Origin of the sequence: Azospirillum sp. B4 (assembly GCF_000333275.1) — a bacterium.
In the GTDB taxonomy this organism is placed as follows: Bacteria; Pseudomonadota; Alphaproteobacteria; order Azospirillales; family Azospirillaceae; genus Nitrospirillum.
Map to the genome: position 1 here is coordinate 1 of NZ_BACU01000604.1, position 279 is coordinate 279.

Annotated in this window: 1 protein-coding gene; it reads left to right on the top strand. The window is 74.6% G+C overall.

Annotated features, from left to right (window positions below; genetic code table 11):
- Nucleotides 1–279 (top strand): TolC family protein (locus I55_RS37895; protein WP_044563865.1); only part of this gene is annotated, 279 nt, incomplete at both ends.

Genomic DNA, 279 nt, shown 5'->3' on the forward strand with positions numbered 1-279 from the left:
CTTGCGACCCAGGCGGCCCAGCGCGCCCACGCCATCGCCACCCTGACCGGCCGCACCCCGGCCGAGGTGGATGGGCTGCTGACCACCGTCGGGCCGCAGGTGCCCCTGCCGCCGGCCCTGCCGGCCAGCCTGCCGTCCGAGGTGATGCGCGCGCGCCCCGACATCCGCGCGGCGGAACGCACCATGGCCGCCACCAACGCCCAGATCGGCGTGAAGGAGGCCGCACGTTTCCCCAAGCTGTCGCTGGGCCTCATCGGCGGCTTCGTCAATCCGGACATC